The organism is Campylobacter sp. MIT 21-1684 (genome assembly GCF_026241315.1).
Classification (GTDB): domain Bacteria; phylum Campylobacterota; class Campylobacteria; order Campylobacterales; family Campylobacteraceae; genus Campylobacter_D.
Genome location: NZ_JAPHNA010000023.1, coordinates 1 through 18,254, shown reverse-complemented (window position 1 = coordinate 18,254; position 18,254 = coordinate 1). Strand labels below are relative to the sequence as shown.

13 protein-coding genes and 5 tRNA genes are annotated in these 18,254 nt (G+C 32.7%); all 18 read right to left on the bottom strand.

What is annotated here, in order from left to right:
• Positions 1 to 58 precede the first annotated feature (58 nt).
• Positions 59 to 1,123, bottom strand: coding sequence for a glycosyltransferase family 4 protein (locus OQH62_RS07755; protein WP_266015913.1), 1,065 nt, complete (start codon positions 1,121 to 1,123; stop codon positions 59 to 61).
• Positions 1,120 to 2,667, bottom strand: coding sequence for a glycosyltransferase family 2 protein (locus OQH62_RS07750; RefSeq protein WP_266015912.1), 1,548 nt, complete (start codon positions 2,665 to 2,667; stop codon positions 1,120 to 1,122). The genes OQH62_RS07755 and OQH62_RS07750 overlap by 4 nt, the downstream gene beginning before the upstream one ends.
• A 375-nt stretch (positions 2,668 to 3,042) precedes the next feature.
• Complete coding sequence (locus OQH62_RS07745; protein WP_266015911.1) at positions 3,043 to 3,249, bottom strand: hypothetical protein; 207 nt, start codon at positions 3,247 to 3,249, stop codon at positions 3,043 to 3,045.
• Between the two features lie 398 nt (positions 3,250 to 3,647).
• The gene (rpoC, locus tag OQH62_RS07740; RefSeq protein WP_266015910.1) at positions 3,648 to 8,201 is read right to left on the bottom strand and encodes a DNA-directed RNA polymerase subunit beta'; all 4,554 of its coding nucleotides are present in this window, start codon (positions 8,199 to 8,201) and stop codon (positions 3,648 to 3,650) included.
• The gene (rpoB, locus tag OQH62_RS07735; protein WP_266015909.1) at positions 8,194 to 12,327 is read right to left on the bottom strand and encodes a DNA-directed RNA polymerase subunit beta; all 4,134 of its coding nucleotides are present in this window, start codon (positions 12,325 to 12,327) and stop codon (positions 8,194 to 8,196) included. The genes rpoC and rpoB overlap by 8 nt, the downstream gene beginning before the upstream one ends.
• Positions 12,328 to 12,434: 107 nt before the next feature.
• Positions 12,435 to 12,812 (bottom strand): 50S ribosomal protein L7/L12, encoded by a 378-nt coding sequence (gene rplL, locus OQH62_RS07730; RefSeq protein WP_266015908.1) that lies wholly within the window; start codon positions 12,810 to 12,812, stop codon positions 12,435 to 12,437.
• A gap of 11 nt (positions 12,813 to 12,823) precedes the next feature.
• Complete coding sequence (gene rplJ / locus OQH62_RS07725; protein ID WP_266015907.1) at positions 12,824 to 13,309, bottom strand: 50S ribosomal protein L10; 486 nt, start codon at positions 13,307 to 13,309, stop codon at positions 12,824 to 12,826.
• 155 nt (positions 13,310 to 13,464) lie between these two features.
• Positions 13,465 to 14,166 carry a 50S ribosomal protein L1 gene (gene rplA / locus OQH62_RS07720; protein WP_266015915.1) on the bottom strand — a complete coding sequence of 234 codons (702 nt, stop codon included), beginning with the start codon at positions 14,164 to 14,166 and terminating at the stop codon, positions 13,465 to 13,467.
• A gap of 59 nt (positions 14,167 to 14,225) precedes the next feature.
• Positions 14,226 to 14,651, bottom strand: coding sequence for a 50S ribosomal protein L11 (gene rplK, locus OQH62_RS07715; RefSeq protein ID WP_266015906.1), 426 nt, complete (start codon positions 14,649 to 14,651; stop codon positions 14,226 to 14,228).
• Positions 14,652 to 14,675: 24 nt separating this feature from the next.
• Complete coding sequence (gene nusG / locus OQH62_RS07710) at positions 14,676 to 15,209, bottom strand: transcription termination/antitermination protein NusG (RefSeq protein WP_266015914.1); 534 nt, start codon at positions 15,207 to 15,209, stop codon at positions 14,676 to 14,678.
• Positions 15,210 to 15,220: 11 nt separating this feature from the next.
• Positions 15,221 to 15,400: a preprotein translocase subunit SecE gene (gene secE, locus OQH62_RS07705; RefSeq protein WP_266015905.1), complete on the bottom strand. Its 180-nt coding sequence runs from the start codon at positions 15,398 to 15,400 to the stop codon at positions 15,221 to 15,223.
• A 17-nt stretch (positions 15,401 to 15,417) separates the two neighbouring features.
• A tRNA-Trp gene (locus OQH62_RS07700) sits at positions 15,418 to 15,493 on the bottom strand.
• Between the two features lie 13 nt (positions 15,494 to 15,506).
• The gene (gene rpmG / locus OQH62_RS07695) at positions 15,507 to 15,665 is read right to left on the bottom strand and encodes a 50S ribosomal protein L33 (protein WP_266015904.1); all 159 of its coding nucleotides are present in this window, start codon (positions 15,663 to 15,665) and stop codon (positions 15,507 to 15,509) included.
• 55 nt (positions 15,666 to 15,720) lie between these two features.
• Entirely contained in the window at positions 15,721 to 16,920 is a 1,200-nt protein-coding gene (gene tuf / locus OQH62_RS07690) for an elongation factor Tu (protein WP_266015903.1), read from the bottom strand.
• Positions 16,921 to 16,994: 74 nt separating this feature from the next.
• A tRNA-Thr gene (locus OQH62_RS07685) sits at positions 16,995 to 17,069 on the bottom strand.
• Positions 17,070 to 17,158: 89 nt separating this feature from the next.
• Positions 17,159 to 17,235 (bottom strand) — tRNA-Gly (locus OQH62_RS07680).
• Positions 17,236 to 17,241: 6 nt separating this feature from the next.
• A tRNA-Tyr gene (locus tag OQH62_RS07675) sits at positions 17,242 to 17,327 on the bottom strand.
• 55 nt (positions 17,328 to 17,382) lie between these two features.
• Positions 17,383 to 17,458, bottom strand: a tRNA-Thr gene (locus tag OQH62_RS07670).
• Positions 17,459 to 18,254: the final 796 nt, after the last annotated feature.

Below are 18,254 nucleotides of genomic sequence, written 5' to 3'. Positions count from 1 at the left end.
GAGGCAGTTTGCTTAAGGACTTAAATTAAAGTATGCTTTAAAACCTCATCGAAGGTGCTTACAAAGTTTGAAATAATATAAGCCACTCTTGCATTATCTGTTCTTTAGAAAATTTCTTCAAAGCAATTTCTTTTGCTCTTTTACCAAATTTCTCTCTTAAACAACTATCTTGCATTAATAATGCAAGACTTTTAGCATAAAGTTGTAAATCATTATCAGGTATCAAAAAACCACTTCTTTCATCTTCTATAATATCACTTGGTCCTGTAAGTATGTCAAAAGATATACAAGCTAAAGCGTACGAACTTGCCTCTAAAAGCACCGTAGGAAGACCTTCATTTTTACTTGTTAAACAGTAAATGCTTGCATTGAGGTATTCTTTAGAAATTTCTTGTGTAAAAGGCTTTAAGAGTATTGAATTTTCAAGTCCTAACTCTTTAATCTTCTTTTGCAAATACCCTCTAAAGTCTCCTTCACCCACTATATGAAGTCGCCATTCTTTAAAATATTCTTGTTTTTGCAACAAATTCCAAATGTCAATCAAACGTACAAAGCCCTTTATATCATCTTTACTCATTCTACCTACGCTTAAAACAACTTTTGAATAAATATCTGCATTCTCTTTTGGGATAGTAGAAAGAAAATTATGAATAAGAAAAACATTTTTGAATTTTCTTTTCCACTGCTCAAGTTCTTTAGAAGAAATAACAATCAAAGCATCAAAAATTTTATCTTTTACACTATAAGTATTTTTAAAATGTGAATGTTTTATTTTAAAATATCGTGTCGTTTTGTTCTTAAAATAAGGGTAAAAATAGCAATTGTATATCGCAATATCAACATCTTTATAAGCTTTTTTCATTTTAAAAGCGACAAAAAAGCGGTAAAGAGTTTTTGCAAAAAAACGCAAAAAAGGTTTTTTAGTGTGAATATCTAAAAACGGCTTATAGAAAGTAAGCTTGATAGTTGGATTTAAAGCATATTTACAGCATTCTTCGCTTGCATAAAAACTAAGAATTTCGACTTCAAACCCAAGCTCATCAAAAGCATTTGCTAAATTGACAACAACTCTTTCAACACCTCCAATTACAGTGATGTCATTGCTTGTAAGGAGAATTTTCACAGATCTTTCCAAGTTGTTTTTTTGTTTTGTATGGTTTCTAAGTAGAGAGTATGATTTGTTTCAAAAAGAGACCTATCTCTATTTTTATTGCTCTCATCGTGATAAAGATGAGAGGCTATTGCTTTAAATTTCAATCTTCTTAATTCCCCACCATTAAAAAGAAACCTAGCGACAAATTCACTATCATCACGTCCCCAAGCATTAAATCTCTCATTAAAACCTTCTATTGCAGCCCAATCCTTTTTAAAGAAACTCATATTACACCCTCGAATGCCTTTAATGAGTTCTTTTTTTTCAAAATAAGAAGCAGTGATTTTAGAAGAAAAATAAATACACTTTGCTATAAAACAATTTCTTTTAAAAAAAGAAAAAGATGCAATTTCTTTATTTGTGAGTGCATTTTTACTTTTCTTTGCATCTAAAAGAATACGAGAGCCTTGCAAATACACTTTTTCTTTAGAATACTCCAAATGGTCTTTGATGAAATTTTTATCTAAAATCATATCCCCATCAATAACAATGATATACTCACAACTTGCTGCATTAATTCCGTTATTGCGACTTTGATTAAGACGATACCCTTTGTCCTCCTGCCAAATATGTTTTAAAGGACAAGGAAAATCTTTTTTGAATTCTTTGATTAAATCAGCTGTTTTTTCTGTACTTCCATCATCTGCAACAATAACTTCATTTGGCAGATATTCTAACTTTCTCACACTTTCAAGCACAAGTTTAAGGTAGTCTTCGTTATTATAAGTAGTAATTATAAGAGAAGCAGAAGGCATTTGATGAGTGAGTTCATAAAGTTTTGCATATTTAAAAAACACACCCAAAGCATTACAAACACTGATCATAAAACCCTTATATCCATACAAAAAACCTTTTTTAAAAAAATAATCCCGAAAGAATTTCCACCCGCTACGTACAACACTTTCAATCATAGAAGATTTTTTCTTTACATTTTGTTGTGCCCAAAGAGATGAATACCTTTGGCATTTTTCTAAAAGAGTATCGATACTATCATAAGCATAATGTTTCAAACCATTTTGAAATTTTACAATTTCAGCATTGCTTGGAATTATCACAGATTCGTGAATGAGACTCTTATTAAACTGCGTAAATTTTTTATTAAAGATTCTATAAACAAAATCCGGACTCCAACCACAAGCCTTTATCCATTCATTTTTATAAAGATTTTTACGCGGCAGAGCGATAATAGAATTGTCCTTTAAATGGACAGTTTCTAACTCTTCTTTTGTACTAATTTCCAACACTTCATCAGCATCAATACTCAAAATAAAATCATTTTTTGTATAAGAAATAGCTAGGTTTCTTAATGCACCAAAGCCTATAAATTTACTATGAAAGACTTTAAGATTATCAAATTTTTCGTTATATTCCTTTGCAATTTCTAGTGTAGAGTCTGTGCTACCATTATCTAAAAGAACAATCTCATCAAAATTCTTTAGAGACTGTAAGCATTTTTGTAATGTTTTTTCAGCATTTTTAACAATGATAATTACACTAATATTTTTTAGATTCATTAATAAAACTCTAGCAAGAAAGTCTAAATAGAGTATAAAATAAATCTTATCTTAAAGCAAATCCAACAAGAATAGCTTTTATATTGAATTTATAAAAATTCAAAAAACACATTTTTTACTCTAGCAACACACTCTTAAAACATTGAAGACCGCAATAAAACTTTCAGAACAAAATCATAGAAAAATTCTTGAGTATCTCAAACTCTCTTTAAAGACTTTTGATGCAAAATTTTTAAGACGATTATTTGCATAGAACTTGCAAAAACCCTAAAAAATAAAGTGTTTCATTGATGAAAAATTGTCATTGGAGAACATTTCTAAAATACTACTATTAGAAATGATTGTTTTACTCTAAAAAATTTATTAATCAAAAATTTACAAATAAGGTTTAATTGAATGAGAAATCTGATCTAAAATACGTGCTTTTTTATAATTTGCAAACCAAGAGATAATCCAACTTGGCAAAGCCTCTTTTTGCTTCCAATTTGTAACGCTAGCATAACTCATATCTACCATAAGCGCAAATTCTTTTTTACTTAAATCCACTCTTTCAAGCTCTTTTTCAAATTCTTCATAATTCATTTTTTATCCTGCTTATACTATTAAACATAACCGTGTCAAAATGATAGTATAACATATCAATTTAAAAATAAAATTTAAACTTTAAATAAATATATAAAATTTTTCTAAGAAGACAAAATGAAACTAACTTGAGCTTTAAAATTCATTTTTTAGCTTAAAATAATTGTGCAGTCAAGTAAAATAATTATGAAACAAACGATACTAATAAAACAAAATTACAATACTTATAATTATCAGGTTATTTTATTTCGATCAAATTTTTGTTTCTGTAAAATTTAATAGCTTTTATTGAGAGAAAAGTCGGATTCTTTTTAATATTATTATTAAATACAAAAGAAATCTTTCATTTTGCTTACACAATTTTTAGCAAAACCCTAAAAAAAGGATTTTGTAAAAAGCTATTCTTTTTCTTTGAGCTTCAGTTTTTGCTCGCTGTAAAGCCCTGTTCCTACAGGTATCATACGACCTAAGATAACATTTTCTTTTAAATCTTCTAAATAATCGAATTTACCAGCTATACTTGCCTCAGTTAAAACTTTTGTTGTTTCTTGAAAAGAGGCGGCTGAAATAACACTATCACTACCAATAGCCGCTCTTGTAACACCAAGCAAAACAGGCTCTGCTATGGCTGGTTCTCCACCCATTTGAAGTATTCTTCTATTTTCTTCTTTAAATTTACGTCTTGAAACTAAGTCCCCTTCAATGAATTTTGTATGTCCACTATCAATAACTCTCACCTGTCGTAACATTTGTGAAACTATCACTTCAATATGTTTGTCTGAAATAACAACACCTTGACCTCGATACACTTGCTGAATTTCAGAAATAAGATAATGGTGCAGTGCTTTCTCACCTAATATTTTTAAAACATCGTGACTTGAAACAATACCATCAGTAAGCTTCTCTCCTGCGTGGATAAATTCACCATCTCTCACTTGAATATGTCTTGATTTATCAATCAAATATTCAACATTGACACCATCTTCTGTTTGAATAATAATCCTTTCTTTTGAACGCAAAGGTTTATCAAACCGTACCACACCATCAACTTCAGCAATTACAGCTGAATTCTTTGGTTTCCTTGCTTCAAAAAGTTCTGAAACTCTTGGTAAACCTCCTGTGATGTCTTTTGACTTTGCTGCTGCTTTTGGTGTTTTTGCTAAAATATCTGCCTGAGCAACTTTATCTCCGTCGTGGATAAAAATAACTGTTCTAGGTTCAAGCTGATAACGTACAGTCTTTTCTGCTTTACCTGCAATAATCAAAGTTGGACGAACTCCACTTGGTAAGTATTCATTAATAACCAAAGATCTTGTTCCTGTTGCTTCATCAACTTGTTCATCAGCACTGTAACCGATTTCTATATCCTCAAAACTAACCGTTCCTGCCATTTCAGCGATAATAGTATTATTATAAGCGTCCCATTCAGCTATCACAATTTTTTCATTCTTTGTAGCACTAGCTATAATAGCATTAGCATCGCCAACAAAAGAGCTATCATCAAATTCTATTCGAGATTCTCTTGGAATATAATGTCTTTTTGCTTCTCTATCATTTTCATCAGCTATGACTACAAAAAAACCTTTTTCTTTTACTATATCACCTTTTTTAACATTACGAATTCTATCAAGACCATCGCCTTTAAGTATATAAAATTTTAAAGTACCTTTCTCACCTGCTTTAATATTTTGCACCACAGGATCTCCATCTTTAACTAAAATTTCACTCACAAAAGGAATACGATTTGGTACATTCCAGTCCTCTTTAATAACTTCAACTATGCTTTCATTTTCATCAACTTCACTCCCATTCTGATAAGGTAAATAAAGCTTTCCTTCTATATTTCCACTTACTCCTGCAAGTTCATTTGGTTTTGCTAAATCATATTTTCTTAAAATAAATTTTGCTTCTTGTTTTTTATTTTTAAGTGAAATAACAACATCTTCATAAACATTTTCTATGTTTATAATACCCTTAAACGGAGCTTTAATTTTTGGTTCGACAAGCAAAATAGCAGCATTCCTACGATTTGCAACTATATTTTTACCTTCTTTATTTTTATAAGTTTTAAGATTATAAAATCTTATAAAGCCTTCTTTTTGGGCACTTACTTGTCTGTCTTGCAAGTCAGTACTCGCCGTTCCACCACTATGAAAAGTTCTAAGTGTAAGTTGAGTTCCGGGCTCACCTATTGATTGAGCTGAAATGATTCCAACAGCTTCTCCGGGTTTTACAAGTTTTCCTTCTCCTAAATTCACACCATAACATTTCGCACAAATACCTTTTTTTGCCTTGCAAGTAATAGGAGTGCGTATATTAACACTTTTTATACCGCTCTCGCTTAAAACCCTTGTTTTTTCCTCATCTATTAAAGTACCTTCAGCAAAAAGTACTGAATTTGTAATCGGTTCTATCACATCTTCAGCCAAAACTCTGCCTAAAATTCTTTCCTCTAGTGTTTCAATAATAGAACTATCAGCTGTAATCTCGTTAATTTCAACGCCTTCGTGAGTACCGCAATCCTCTATTGTAATCTTAACATTTTGGGCAACATCAATAAGTTTTCTTGTTAAATATCCTGCATTTGCAGTTTTAAGCGCTGTATCAGCCAAACCTTTTCTAGCACCGTGGGTTGAAATAAAGTACTCTAACACATTTAAACCTTCGCGGAAATTAGAAATAATTGGCGTCTCTATAATAGAACCATCAGGTTTTGTCATCAATCCTCTCATAGCTGCAAGTTGAGAAATTTGAGCTGCACTTCCTCTTGCACCAGAATCGGCCATCATATAGATAGAATTAAAACCTTCTTTATCTTTTTCAACTAAATCCATCATTTCTTTAGAAAGCAAATTATTTGTACTTTTCCAAATATCAATAATTTTATTATACCTCTCTCCTGAAGTGATTAAACCTAAATTATATGAATTTTGAATTTCACGCACTTGCTTTTTAGCATCATCGATGGCTTTCTTTTTATCATTTGGCACAATAATATCAGCAATAGATATAGAAATACCTGCTTTAGTAGCATATTCAAAACCAAGATTTTTCAATCTGTCTAAAAAACTTGCTGTAATTTCTAAACCACCTTGCTTATATACAAGATCAACCAAAGCAGCTATATCTTTCTTTTTTAGAACTTTATTCCAGCTATGCTCTGGTATAAAATCTGGCAAAATTGATTTAATAATCAATCTTCCTGCTGTAGTTATAATCTTACGTCCATCAATCATAGTTTGAATACTTGCGTGAATATCAAGACATTTCGACTCTAAAGCCATCATAACTTCATCAATACCCGTACAAATCTTATGCGAACCTTTAGCATTTGATTTTTCGAGTGAAAGATAATAAATCCCTAAAACCATATCTTGTGAAGGCACAGTAACAGATTTACCGCTAGCAGGAAGTAAAATATTCATAGAAGAAAGCATTAATACCTTGCATTCTGCTATCGCTTCTTGCGATAAAGGTACATGCACAGCCATTTGGTCTCCATCAAAATCGGCATTAAACGCTGCACATACTAAAGGATGAAGTTGTATAGCTTTGCCTTCTACAAGCACAGGATGAAAAGCTTGAATAGAAAGTTTATGCAAAGTTGGAGCACGGTTTAGCATTACCGGGTGTCCATCTACAACTTCTTCTAAGCATTCCCATACTTCATTAGTTTTATTTTCTATCATTTTTTTTGCTTGTTTGACTGTTGTGGCATAACCTTTTTCTTCAAGTTTCGCCAAAAGATGTGGCTTGAAAAGCTCCAAAGCCATTTTTTTAGGCAAACCACACTGATCCATTTTTAATTTTGGTCCTACAACAATAACACTACGACCTGAAAAATCTACCCTCTTTCCAAGTAAATTCTGACGAAACCTTCCTTGTTTTCCTTTAATAATTTCACTTAAAGATTTTAATGGTCTTTTATTTGCCCCTTTAACAGCATTTGCTCTACGTCCATTGTCAAAAAGTGCATCAACCGCTTCTTGTAGCATTCTTTTTTCATTTCTAATGATGATTTCAGGTGCATCAAGCTCCATAAGTTTTTTCAACCGCGTATTCCTATTAATCACTCTTCGGTATAAATCATTTACATCAGAAACAGCAAATTTTCCTCCATCTAAAGCAACTAAAGGACGTAAATCTGGTGGTAAAACAGGCAAATTAGTAATCATCATCCACTCGGGACGATTTGGAACGGCTTCTTCATCTGTTCTATTAGTGTTAAAATTAGAATTTAAAAAATTTTCTACGACTTTTAAACGTTTGATAATTGTTTTCTTTTTTGCTTCAGAACCAGTAGCTTGCATTTGTTCCTTAAGCTGGTTTAAAAGCTCGACAAGATCTAAATTTGCAAGCAAATCGCGTACAACCTCTCCGCCCATTCTTGCCTTAAAACCGCTATTTTCATATCTTTGCATCAAATTTTGATACTGCTCTTCGTTTAACACATCACAAAATTCAACCTTCTTTGTGCTCTCATTATCATAATACGCATCTCCGGGATTCTCCACAATATACGCTTCATAATACAACACACGTTCTAAATCTTTCATTTTCACACCAAGTAAAGTTCCTATACGACTTGGCAAGGAATTTACATACCAAATATGTGCCACAGGTGTAACAAGTTCAATATGCCCCATCCGCGAACGACGGACTTTAGAATTGGCAACTTCAACCCCACATTTTTCGCATTTTACACCTTTAAAACGCATTTTTTTATATTTTCCACAAAGACATTCATAATCTCTAATAGGTCCAAAAATTTTCGCACAAAACAAGCCGTCTCGTTCTGGTTTTAATGTCCTATAATTAATAGTTTCTGGCTTTTTCACTTCACCATAAGACCAAGATTTAATTTTTTCTGGACTTGCTAATCGTAATTGAAAAGCTTCAAAATCTTTAGGTCGTGTTTCTTCTTTAATTTCTATGATCTTAAATTTACTCATTGTCTTCATCCTTATTAAAAATCTCCACATCTAAAGCAAGGGATTTTAATTCGTTTGTTAAAACAAAAAATGTTTCTGGAATTCCTGTTGTCGGGACATTTTCACCTTTAGTTAATGCCTTATAAGCACTAAATCTTCCTTCTACATCATCAGATTTTATCGTAAGCATTTCTCTTAAAGTATGTGCAGCTCCATAAGCTTCCAATGCCCAAACTTCCATTTCTCCAAATCTTTGCCCACCAAAAAGCGCTTTCCCGCCAACAGGCTGTTGCGTAACTAAACTGTAAGGACCTGTACTTCTTGCGTGTACTTTCTCATCAACCAGATGATGGAGTTTTAACATATACATACAACCTATATGCACTCTTTCTGCTATTTTATCACCTGTACGTCCATCATAAAGCTCACTCTTACCGTCCATATCAACTTTTGCCATTTCAAAAAGTTTGCTAAATTCATCTATATTTACCCCTTCAAATACAGGAGTAGCGAATTTCACGCCAGCACACCAATCTCTTGCATATTCTAAAAGCTCATTATCTTCTAAACTTTTAAGAAATTTTTTCTCTTGTTCAAGTCTTGGAATTGAACAAATTTCAAGCATTTTATTCCGCAATTCTTTGACAAAATCTTTCTGTTTTTTATCAAAAATTTCTTGGATTTGCTCACCTAAACGAAACCCTATAAGTCCTAAATGACTCTCTAAAATTTGTCCTATATTCATACGACTTGGCACCCCAAGTGGATTAAGAACTATATCAACACTTTTTCCATCTGCAAGATAAGGCATATCAACTTCTGGGACGATAGTTGAAACTATACCTTTATTACCGTGTCTCCCTGCCATTTTATCGCCAACTTTTAATTTTCGTTTTGTTGCGATATAGACTTTAACAAGCTTCACAACGCCACTTGGTAAAATATCATCTTTTTCCAAAATTTCAAGTTTTTCGTCGTGTTCAGCTTTGAGCTTTTTCTTTTCATTCTGAAAATGATTTTTCAGATCTTCATAATGTTTTTGAATTTCTTTAGAATACGCTTTTATCAATGTTGTCAAAGTAAAACGATTGATCTTTTCTAAATCCTCAATCTTAACTTTATCACCTTTTTGATAATTTGTACCATTTATTTTTTGATTTGTATTCAAAGAAGCTTTTGCTAAAAGTGAGCAAACTCTCAACATCTCTTCCCTATCCATCATTAAAAGTCTGTCGTGATGTTCTTTTTCTAAAGCCATTTTTTCTTTATCGTAAGATTTCATAGCCCTATCATCTTTTTCATACCCTTTTTTTGTAAAAATTTTTACATCAACAACAACACCTTCCAAAGAAGCAGTGGCATATAAAGACTTATTCACAACATGCCCTGCTTTCTCTCCAAATATCGCCCTTAAAAGTCTTTCTTCTGGTGTTGGTTTCACTTCGCCTTTTGGAGACACTTTCCCAACTAAAATCATACCCGGTTTGATATGAGTACCTATTTTAGCAATACCACTTTCATCAAGATGCGCAATATCTTCTTCTTTTATGTTTGGAAGATCTTTAGTTATCTCTTCAATGCCATCTTTTAACTCTCTAGCTTCAATCTCTTTTTCATAAATATGCACACTAGTAAAAGTATCTTCACGTATAATTCTCTCACTAACAACAATAGCATCTTCATAATTATAACCATTCCACGGCATAAAGGCTATAAGTACATTTTTACCAATGGCTAATTCACCTTGTTCCATACTCGGACCATCTGCGATAATCTGTCCTTTCTTAACAAATTCACCTTTTTTCACTATAGGATGTTGTATGAGATTGGTATTTTGATTCGTTCGTAAATTTTTCTCCATTATATAATGGTCGATAAAAGGCCCTTTTTCATCTTCTCCCATAATAAAAATGCTCTTATTATCAACTTTCTCAACTGTTCCACTTCGCTTTACTTTAATAGCCTCCCACGCATCACGAGCAATGATTTTTTCCATTCCCGTACCTACAATTGGAGCACTTGAAATTAAAAGCGGTACAGCTTGTCTTTGCATATTTGAACCCATTAAAGCTCTGTTTGCATCATCGTGTTCTAAAAAAGGAATAAGAGATGCAGCAACACCAACAACCATTCCGGAGCAGAGATCGATGAGTTGCACTTCTTCACGTCTTGCAAGTATAGTTTCACCATCCTGTCTAGCTTCTATAAATTCTTCAACAATACCACCTTTAGAATCAAGTTTTGTCGAAGCCGGAGCGATAAAAAGTCCTTCTTCTTGTGTGGCTGTCAAATAAACAATTTCATTACTCACCTTGCCATTAATAACTTTTTTATAAGGAGCTTCAACAAAACCAAGTTCATTGACCTTTGCATAAGTTGAAAGAGTATTAATTAAACCTATATTTTGCCCTTCTGGTGTTTCAACAGGACAAATACGTCCATAATGTGTTGAATGCACATCACGCACTTCAAAACCTGCTCTTTCCTTGACTAATCCACCTTCTCCAAGAGCAGAAAGCCGCCTTTTATGAGTAACTTCACTTAAAGGATTTGTTTGATCCATAAACTGACTCAATTGCCCGCCAGTGAAAAATTCAACTATAGTTGTTGTGATCATTTTTGGATTGATTAAATCATAAGGCATTACTTTTTCAATATCAGTATTCAAAGAAGTAAATTTATCACGAATAGCTTTTTGCATTTTTGTAAGACCTAAATGAAGTTCATTTGCCAAAAGCTCACCTATAGAACGAATACGACGATTGCCAAGATGATCCCTATCGTCGATATGGCCTTTACCATTTTTTACTTTGATAAGATATTTGGCAGTTTTAATAATGTCTTCATTTGTGAGAACTGTAACATATTCAGGCACTTCAAGTCCAAGTTTATGATTCATTTTCATACGACCTACTCTCGTTAAATCATAACGTTCAGCATTGAAAAATAAATCATTTACAAAAGCCTTTGCAGCATCTTTGACAACAGGTTCACCCGGACGCATAACCTTATAAATTCGAATGGCTGCTAAATCATTTTCATCATCTATATTTTCACTCTGCTTCAAAAGTTTCAAAGTCTCATTGTCTTGAGCGAAAGAATTGATAATAGCAGTATCAACACCATTTGCCAAATCATTAGCTATATCAAAACTTTTTTGTTCTTTAATCTTGGCAAGTTTATTTTCATCGATCAAAGTTAAAGAATCAAATAAAAGCTCTCCGCTTTCTTTATCAACAATAGGATTAGCTAAATAACGATTGATGAGAATTTCAAAAGGATATTCTATCCATTTGAGACCATCTTTAACAAGTTGTTCTGCTTTTTTCTTTGTAAGCCTTTTTCCTGCTTGATGGATAACTTTGCCTTTTTCATCTTTAATATCGTATTCAATTCTGTCCATAAAATCATTAGGATTAAACTCTGTAAGGAATTTATCTTTTTTCACATAGATAGTCTGAATAGGATAAAACAATTTTATAATATCTTGTTTTTTATATCCTAAAGCCCTAAAAAGCATCGTTACAGGAACTTTTCTTCTTTTATTGATTCGAACATACAGTACATCTTTAGCATCATATTCAAAATACAACCACGAACCGCGGTCTGGAATAATTTGGGCTGTATAGACAAGTTTGTTTGCTACTGTTGAACTTTCTTCTTCTTTAAAGATAACACCCGGACTTCTATGAAGCTGATTGACAACAACTCTTTCTACACCATTAATAATAAAAGAAACCCTATCTGTCATAAGTGGGATTTCTCGAATATAAATTTCTTGCTCTTTAATGTCTTTTACACCAACTTTTTCGCCTGTTTTTTCATCTTTTTCGTGCAAAGTAAGTCTAATTTTCATTTTTAAATTTACAGAATACGTCAAACCTCTTTCCATACACTCTCGTATTGTATATTTAGGTTTGCCTATCTCACTGCTTACATATTCCAAAGAAAGTCTATTTTGTGGATCGTGTATAGGAAAAACGGATTTAAAAACCTTTTCTATGCCACTTTCATTATTCGCTTCACTAAGATTTAAAAAATAATCAAAACTTGCTTTTTGTAATTGGAGGAGATTGGGGATTTCTATCTGTTTTGAAATGTTTGAAAAATCCACTCTTAAACGATTTCCTAATTTATTATCTGACATTTTGATATACCTCGTGGTAAATTTTGTAAATTTAAAAAAGAAGACCTAAAATATTTAGGTAAAAATAAAAAAAGACTTGATTGACAAGCCTTTTTTAAACATTAAAGTTATTTAAGTTCTACTTTAGCACCAGCTTCCTCTAATTGTTTTTTTGCTTCTTCAGCTTCAGCTTTAGCAATGCCTTCTTTTAAAGTAGAAGGGGTTTGCTCCACTGCATCTTTAGCTTCTTTAAGCCCAAGACCTGTTAAAGCGCGAACGATTTTAATCACTTCAATTTTTTTAGCCCCGCTGTCAGTTAAAACAAGATTAAATTCTGTTTTTTCCTCAACACCTGCTGTAGCTCCAGCAGCAACTCCAGCTCCAGCTACCATTACAGGAGCAGCTGAAACTCCAAATTTTTCTTCAAATTCTTTTACAAGTTCTGATAACTCAAGAACACTTAAATTTGAAATATATTCTAATACATCTTCTTTAGAAATTGCCATTGTTTCTCCTTTTATTCTTCTGATTCTTTTTTCTGTTTAAGAGCATTTAAACCAATAGTAAAATTGGTGATTGGTGCATTCCAAACTTGCAAAAGCATAGCAAGCAACTCATTACGTGAAGGCATTTTAGCAAGAGCTTTCACTTTTTCAACATCTACAACTTCACCATCGATAAAGGCAGTTTTTATTTGAAAAAACTCATTATTGTTCTCTTCAAATTTGGCTGCTGTTTTTGAAACATTAAGCTGATCTTTTCCCCAAAGATAAATATTTGCATCTTTAAGTTCAAGACCTGTTTTACCGGAATTTTTGAGAGCAATATTTACCAAAGTATTTTTAATAACCTGAACTTTGACTTTATTTTCTCTTGCAACTTCTCTCAACTGTTCAAGTTTTTTAGTGCTAAGCCCTTTGTAATTACAAACTACAATCGCTTCGCTTAAACTAAAACTTTCTTGAAGTTTTGCAATGAGCTCAATTTTTTCTGTTTTAGTCATATCTTCTCCTTTCCGATTGAGATTTCAAGCAGAGCGGTTGTACCATTTAAGCTTACGCCTCGACTTTCTTCAATCTAAAATAAACATATCAAAGAAATAATTTTCTTTCAGATGTTTATTTATATTAAATAAAAAGTTGCTCTTGCAACTTTTTATCATTTTATATCAAGCAACTCTTGTGTTTCAAGTTTTAATGAAGGACTCATTGTCAAAGATAAAACAGCATTTTTAATATATCTCCCTTTTGCAGCAGCTGGTTTATGTTTATTAATTGCTTTGATAAAAGTTGAAACATTTTCCCAAAGCTGTTCTTTTGAAAAACTTACTTTTCCAAGTCCAGCGTGAATATTACCCTGTTTATCAACACGGAAATTTACCTGACCGCTTTTTGCATTTGAAACAGCTTGGGCTACATCTAAAGTGACTGTACCTGTTTTAGGATTTGGCATTAATCCTTTTGGACCTAAAATACGACCAACTTTCCCAACAAGTCCCATTAAATTTGGCGTAGCGATTAAAACATCAAATTCTATATTTCCTTTTTGAATTTGTTCAATCAAATCATCACTACCGACAATATCAGCACCTGCATTTTTTGCTTCATCTGCTTTTGCATCTTTAGCAACAACCCCAACACGTACTTTTTTTCCAGTGCCTGCAGGCAACACCACAGAACCTCTAATCATCTGATCAGCGTGTCTTGGATCAACATTTAATTTTAAAGCAATTTCAACAGTTTCATCAAATTTAGCTGAAGCTAAAGTTTTAACAATTTCAATTGCTTCATTGAGATTATAATTTTTACTTGAATCAATCTTTTGAGACAATTCTTGTAGTCTTTTTGCTATTTTTGCCATTCTTTTCTCCGCATTATAAAGTGCTACCACCTTTTATACCTTAGGTGGTATAAGGTTTTTCAATCTATAACTTCCACACCCATAGAACGAGCTGATCCTGCAATGATTTTTACAGCCTGTTCTTTATCTTTAGTGTTTAAATCTGCAAGTTTTTTTTCGACAATTTCTAAAACTTGTTTCTTGGTAAGCTGCCCTACTTTATTTTTAAGAGGATTATCCGCACCTTTTGTAATTCCTGCTGCCTTTTTAATTAAATCCGTAGCAGGAGGTTGTTTGGTAATAAAAGTAAAACTTTTGTCTGCATACACAGTAATCACAACAGGAATATTAAAGCCTGCCATATCTTTTGTTTTCTCGTTAAAAGCTTTACAAAATTCCATAATATTCACTCCTTGTTGTCCTAAAGCAGGACCAACAGGAGGCGATGGATTCGCTTTTGTTGCAGCAATTTGCAATTTAATCTCACCCACGACTTTTTTAGCCATAACACCTCTCCTTTGATCTATAAATTAAATAATTTTTTCAACTTGAGAATATAAAATTTCTACCGGAGTTGAACGTCCAAAAATAGAAACGTTTAATTTTAATAAACCTCGTACCATATCATATTCTTCAACCATACCTGTAAAATTCGCAAATGGACCCTCAATAATTCTAACATTTTCTCCTTCTTCAAAAGAAATTTTAGGTTTAGGAGCAGCACGGTTGTGTGCTTTTTCTAAAATTAAATTGATATCTTTTTCCGTTAAAGGAGTAGGTTTCTTTGACTCCCCGATAAAACGACCTACTTTTGGAAGAGATTGAATACGATGCCAAAGTTCCGTGTTTAAATCAAGATGTGCAAAAACATATCCAGAATACAGACTCCTTTCACTTATCTTCTCTTTTCCATTTTTAAATTCAATAACATCTTCAGTTGGAACAACTATTTCTTTTAGTTGCCATTCAACTCCATTATCTTTAACCAAATTTTCAATAGCTTTTTTCACAGCCATTTCACTTCCTGCATAAGTCTGTATTGCGTACCATCTATAAGCACTCATCATTTTTTTCCTTAAACTATGGCAGAAACAAGAGAAGACATAATCCAATCTACCAATGTTAAAAACAAAGAGACTACTACAACTACAATAAATACAGCAATATAAGCATTGCGAACCTGCTCTTTTAAAGGAAAAATTACTTTCCTTAGTTCAGCTTTAGATGTTTTTAAATAAGTTATTAATTTTTCCATCAAATAAACCTTAAATATGGCAGGGCAAGAGGGATTCGAACCCCCAACCATCGGATTTGGAATCCGGTGCTCTACCGTTAGAGCTATTGCCCTAAAGCACACGCACTTAACTTTTTAGTTTAACTTCTTTGTGAAGTGTATGCTTTTTTAATCTTGGACAGTATTTTTTTAATTCTAGTTTTTCACTTGTATTTTTACTATTTTTATATGTACTATAATTAATATCACCGCATTCTTCACATTTTAAACCAACTTTAATCCTCATCACTTTTCCTTATACGATAAAAAGCTAAGAATTGATCTTAGCTTTAGCGAAATAATCATTTAATAATCTTAGAAACAACACCAGAACCGACAGTTTTACCACCTTCGCGAATAGCAAAACGAGTTCCTTCTTCAAGTGCTACCGGAGCAATAAGACTGACAGTAATTCTCACATTTTCACCCGGCATAACCATTTCAACACCATCAGCTAATTTAATAGAACCTGTAACATCTGTTGTTCTAACATAAAATTGTGGTCTATAATTATTAAAGAAAGGAGTGTGTCGGCCACCTTCATCTTTATTTAAAATATAAACTTCAGCTTCAAAATCTGTATGAGGAGTGATTGATTTTGGCTTTGCTAAAACCATTCCACGAAGAACTTCTTCTTTTTTGGTACCACGAAGCAAAACACCAACATTATCACCAGCCTCACCTTGTTCCATTTCTTTTCTAAACATTTCAACACCGGTAACAGTAGTGGTTTGAGTATCTTTAATACCTACTATCTCAATAGTATCACCCACTTTAACTATACCTTTTTCAATTCTCCCTGTAACAACGGTTCCACGACCTGAAATAGAAAAAACATCTTCGATAGGCATTAAGAAATCTTTTTCAGTATCGCGCACAGGAGTTGGTATATAACTATCCACAGCAGACATAAGATCTAAAACCTTGTTAGACCACTCCCCATCTTGTCCGGCCTTAGCTTCTTCTAAAGCTTTCAAAGCAGAACCAGAAATAATAGGAGTATCATCACCGGGAAAATCATAAGAACTTAAAAGTTCTCTAATCTCCATTTCAACAAGTTCTAAAAGCTCTGCATCATCAACCATATCTGCCTTATTCATAAAAACAACAATATAAGGCACACCAACCTGACGGGAAAGTAAAATATGTTCTCTTGTTTGCGGCATAGGTCCATCAGCAGCAGAAACAACAAGTATAGCTCCATCCATTTGCGCAGCACCTGTAATCATATTTTTAACATAATCAGCATGTCCGGGACAATCTACGTGTGCATAATGACGATTATCGGTTTCGTACTCAATATGAGAAGTAGCAATAGTGATCCCTCTTTCTTTTTCTTCTGGAGCATTATCGATATTATCATAATCTTTAAGCTCTGCCAAACCCTTTCTTGATAAAACAGCAGAAATAGCAGCTGTTAAAGTAGTTTTACCATGATCAACATGACCAATAGTTCCTATATTCACATGTGGCTTATTGCGAGAAAATTTTTCTTTAGCCATTTTAATCCTCCGTATAAAATTGAATTATTCTAAAACCAAGTCTCTCATTATTTATATATAATTTCTTCAAATTATGGAGCTCATAGCGGGAATTGAACCCGCGACCTCTCCCTTACCAAGGGAGTGCTCTACCTCTGAGCCATACGAGCGCTCAGAAAAACCATACACAAATACAGACAACTAAAAGCAAGGAAATTCTGTAAGTTTTTTAAGAAAATACAGCTCCCAGTTTGAACTTTGGAGCGGGAAACGGGACTCGAACCCGCGACCCTCAGCTTGGAAGGCTGATGCTCTAGCCAACTGAGCTATTCCCGCAAAGCATGGTGGTGAGTCGTGGATTCGAACCACGGAAGGCGAAAGCCAGCAGATTTACAGTCTGCCCTCGTTGGCCACTTGAGTAACTCACCTTAAATAAAAAACATTGATTTTTTTCAATATTCTGGTCAAACACTGCTAAATTAATGGAGCTGGTTAAGGGACTTGAACCCCCGACCTGCTGCTTACAAGGCAGCTGCTCTACCAACTGAGCTAAACCAGCACATATATTAGATAAAAACTGATATCATAGCTTAAAAAAGAAAAAATGTCAAGGTTGGAAACCTAACAATACACCTAAAAAACATAGACTATCTCTATTACTATAGTCGCTTTCAAAAAATTCTTCATCAAAACGCTTTTTTACAAGAAAAAAGTAAATTAACAAAAAACAATTTTTCATTTACAAAAAGTATTATTTTATAATATTAAATAAAGAACAATACTCATTATGAAAAATTTTTAAATGAGTGAATAATTGTTATCAATTTTGGACTACAAATTCAATATACCTTGAACAAACAAACTAGATTTTATATATTTACTCTAAAAGAACTTAAACTTGTAAGGTTGAATATTGTCCGTTAAAATAATTTCTAGTTTATATTAGGTCAATTATCTTAATCTTTGGAATTTGTTTGATAATTCTTTACAATATATCCTAAAAACTATTATTACCAAAATACACAAAGAATTAAAATGAAAGCAATAAAAAATCTCTAAAATATGACAAGCAAAGAAGTGCAAAAAAAATCGCAAGTAAAAAAATAACATATTCCTATTGGACTCGATAGAACTAAAAAGTAATAACATTGCAACATTAATACAATTTTTGAGAGTAGATACACATCCATAATCAAAGAAGAAATCTAAGAAACAAAGAGATAATGGGCAAAATACTGCTTCAGAATATGCAGAACTACCTGTTGTAGTACATTTGCATAACCTAAAACCAATGCTTGCCTCAGCACCTAAGCACAAAATAAGGTACAACCAAACTATCTTGAAAAAATACCCTT